The sequence below is a fragment of the Microcystis sp. LE19-84.1B genome (assembly GCF_027531875.1).
Lineage (GTDB): Bacteria > Cyanobacteriota > Cyanobacteriia > Cyanobacteriales > Microcystaceae > Microcystis > Microcystis panniformis.
The window spans coordinates 1-3,376 of record NZ_JAPZSR010000267.1; the positions used below are offsets into that span (position 1 = coordinate 1).

General features: G+C 36.6%; 4 protein-coding genes. 1 reads left to right on the plus strand and 3 read right to left on the minus strand.

Going from position 1 to position 3,376, the window contains the following annotated elements; all coding sequences use genetic code 11:
* A partial coding sequence (locus O9324_RS15445; protein ID WP_288140636.1) for an Rpn family recombination-promoting nuclease/putative transposase occupies positions 1-775 on the plus strand: 775 nt, incomplete at its 5' end.
* A 222-nt stretch (positions 776-997) separates the two neighbouring features.
* Here O9324_RS15445 and O9324_RS15450 read toward each other — a convergent pair.
* From O9324_RS15450 to O9324_RS15460, 3 genes are all read right to left on the minus strand, one after another.
* Positions 998-1,810 carry a DNA adenine methylase gene (locus tag O9324_RS15450; RefSeq protein WP_288140637.1) on the minus strand — a complete coding sequence of 271 codons (813 nt, stop codon included), beginning with the start codon at positions 1,808-1,810 and terminating at the stop codon, positions 998-1,000.
* An 8-nt stretch (positions 1,811-1,818) separates the two neighbouring features.
* The gene (locus tag O9324_RS15455; protein ID WP_288140638.1) at positions 1,819-2,865 is read right to left on the minus strand and encodes a hypothetical protein; all 1,047 of its coding nucleotides are present in this window, start codon (positions 2,863-2,865) and stop codon (positions 1,819-1,821) included.
* Between the two features lie 183 nt (positions 2,866-3,048).
* The gene (locus tag O9324_RS15460) at positions 3,049-3,264 is read right to left on the minus strand and encodes a toxin-antitoxin system HicB family antitoxin (RefSeq protein ID WP_288140639.1); all 216 of its coding nucleotides are present in this window, start codon (positions 3,262-3,264) and stop codon (positions 3,049-3,051) included.
* Positions 3,265-3,376 lie beyond the last annotated feature (112 nt).

Here is a 3,376-nt window from a genome sequence, read left to right on the forward strand (position 1 = left end):
CGAAAACTTCTCCGATGATCTAGCCACTTGGTTATTGGGTTCTCCCCTCTCCTTAACCGTCCTCGACCCGACGGAATTACAATTAGACCCCATTCGGGCCGATTCTCTGATTTTTTTGCAGTCAGAGCATTTAATTCTCCATACCGAATTTCAAACCGACCCCGACTCCAAAATTCCCTTCCGAATGCTTGATTATCGCATTCGCGTCTATCGTCGTCATCCCCAAAAACCAATGCGTCAAGTGGTAATTTATCTGCGACGTAGCGACTCTCCCCTAGTACAGGAAAATACCTTCCGTCTAGGGGAAACCTTTCATTCCTTCCAAGTCATCCGTCTTTGGGAAGAAAAGACACCACAATTTTTCCATCATCCCGGTTTATTACCCTTTGCCGTCCTCAGCAATACTGATGACCCTGAACAGGTGTTGAGTCAGGTGTCCCGTTCTTTAGAAACTATCTCCCAAAAACAGGTGCAAAGCAATCTCGCTGCCGCTACCAGTATTCTCGCCGGGTTAGTATTAAATCGAGAGACGATTAAAAAAATTCTTCGGAGTGAGATTATGAGAGAATCCGTCATCTATCAAGATATTTTAGAGGAAGGAGAGGAAAAGGGACTACAAAAAGGACGACAAGAAGGATTGCAAGCGGGTAAAGACGAAAAAGCTCGACAAATTGCCCTAAAAATGCTATCTGCTGGTTTTTCTATCCCAGAAATCGCCCAATTTACCGATTTATCCCCCGACGCGATCGAGCAATTACAATCGAGAGACGATTAAAAAAATCCTTCGGAGTGACATTCTGAGAGAATCCGTCATCTATCAAGATATTTTAGAGGAAGGAGAATTATCCGCTAAATTAACCTCTATACCCCGTTTATCAGCCTTAGGATTAAGTGCTGAACAAATTGCCCAAGCTTTAGACTTAGAAATTGAACAAGTACCACAAGTCATTGAGGGACAAAATTGAGGGAAAACGGACAATATTTTCTATCGTCTCTTTCAGTAATAATTTTTGATCATTAATTCCCTACCAGATGCCGCCGCTCCTTGTTTATAATTATTCATGCCATACTGAAGATTCCACTCGATAATCTGGGCAAAATCAAAGAGTTTTCGTATCTCTGGACAATCATCGTAGGTAATTAACCATTTAGCCTGACATTGACGCATATTATCGGCAAAACGTTGATGATCGAAGCTGGTATGTAAATTACCTCTTACGCCGTACAAACGGGATTTTGTGACACTATAGTAGGGGGGATCGAGAAAGATAAAAACTTCTTTTCCCTCAGCAAATAATAATTCTTCGTAGTCTTGGTTAGTAATTTTTACCGATGCTAATAGGGGCGCAATTTGAGTTAATCTGGCTATCGATGAATCAGTAAATCTACTGGTAAAAGCCGCTTGAGAATAACCCCCCGAATCCACTGTTCCCGAAAAAGTAATCCGATTTAAGATAAAAAAACGCACCGCCTTCTCAAAGTCGGTTAACTTTAAATCTTCCCTTGTCAAATCTTGAAATAATTCTCGTCCGCTATCATATTTCTGTTTAATTTCTGTTATTTTTGCTACCAATAACTCAATATTTTCTTGAGCGCATTGCCAGAAACAATATAAATCATAATTTAAGTCATTAATCCAATAGGTTTTTATTTGTTGTCCAAAGAGTTGTTTAACAGCAAAAAACACAGAACCACCACCAAAAAAAGGTTCTCGATATTCCCTAATATTCACAGGAATTTGCGGCAGAATTTGCTTAATCGCCCGGGATTTACCACCGGGATAGCGCAAGGGACTTTTAATTTTTGACATTTTATTTACTAATTAGCTCCTATCTCGATTTCGATCTTTTTATTGGTTTGAACTTCAACTAAAAGCTTTCTAATTATTTCCTGCTCTCTCTCCTTCAGATTATCCGAGTTTAACACAAGAAATTTTTCTAGATTTTCCAATTGACAAGGTAAAGTAATTTTGTCTTTAATACCTTTACCTGTAAGTTTTAACTTTGACACAAAATTTATGGGTTGATTGTTTAAATTAATGGAGTCTATATTGGAATACAGAATTAATTTAAAAAGACCATCTTGTATATCAGTTAAATCTGGCAGCCCCTTCCTTGTAGAATTTTTAGACTCCTGAATGTAATATTGATCTTTTATATATAAAATTTCGTCTGGTGCTAGATAATAAGTTCCTCCCAAATAGTTTTCAATACAGAAGTTTGCTTTCCTTCCATCGACTAAATATTCATGTTTATGTACTGTAACTGATTCCCTTTCACTTGCCATTTTAGAGCCTTTTAGAGATATATTTTTGAATTCTTCAAAATCAAGCATAACTGCTTTTAGATATTGTCCCATACTAGCTTGAGAATGAGTAAAAACACCAGTATTGTCAGAGATATTTTTATAAGAATTAAGAGCCTGTTGAAAAGTCGAAGTAAACTTTTCTTCTAATAAACTTTTATTCCAATGTAAAGCACTTTGCTTGTAATTTAAAATTTCTTTTATTTGATTCTTAATAAATTCATTATTAAACTTTTGTTTGGTAAGTTTGTGTTTATTTTCCTGTTTCGTTCTTTGACTTTTCTCCGCATTTTCATAGTATCCAAGAACTATATATATATTGAGTAAATTCATCCATGAAACTGTAGAATATTGAAGCTTATCTAAGTCTCCATCTCTTCCCTCATCTTTAATAATCGGTATTATTGTCAATATTTTTGACGCATTATATGTGTTATAAATTCTGGCAAATGGATAACTTCTGGTTCGCTTAGGGGAAACCCACTTGGAATAAGCGACTTCTGTATTTTGTGCCTCTATAATTCCATAAGCTCTGGATTCATTAACATCAAATTGTTCCAAACATACTCTGTCTAAAGATTCTGTTAGACAGAGTATGTTTTACATCTCTTATAAATCCAGTCAAATTCAAGACTTCGCTCATATTATGAAATTACGATCAAATTAATTAGATTAAAAGACGGCCTAAAGGTTGAACTCACCCGCCTTGTCAAAGTCTAGCAGAAAGTCGGGTGCATTGATATGTCAGATAGTCGGCAGCCGGTCATAGGCTTCTGGCTCAACATCGGGAACTTTTGTTAAGATTGTCTGATACTTTTCTCGACTCCCCCTTTTGGCCCTTTCTATTAGGTAATTTTCTGTCATCAACGCTGAAAGTTTCTCAGCGATCGCAGTAGAGATAAATTGATCGATCGAAATTCCATCACGAGCCGCTATACTTTGCACGGCTACAACTTGCATTTTTTACTCAAGGACAATAATATAGTTTAAGAGTCATAATTAGAAGCAAAGCACTCATTAAAAACATGATTAACCTAGAATTCACGGAAGAAGAAAAGAACTCACTGTATTA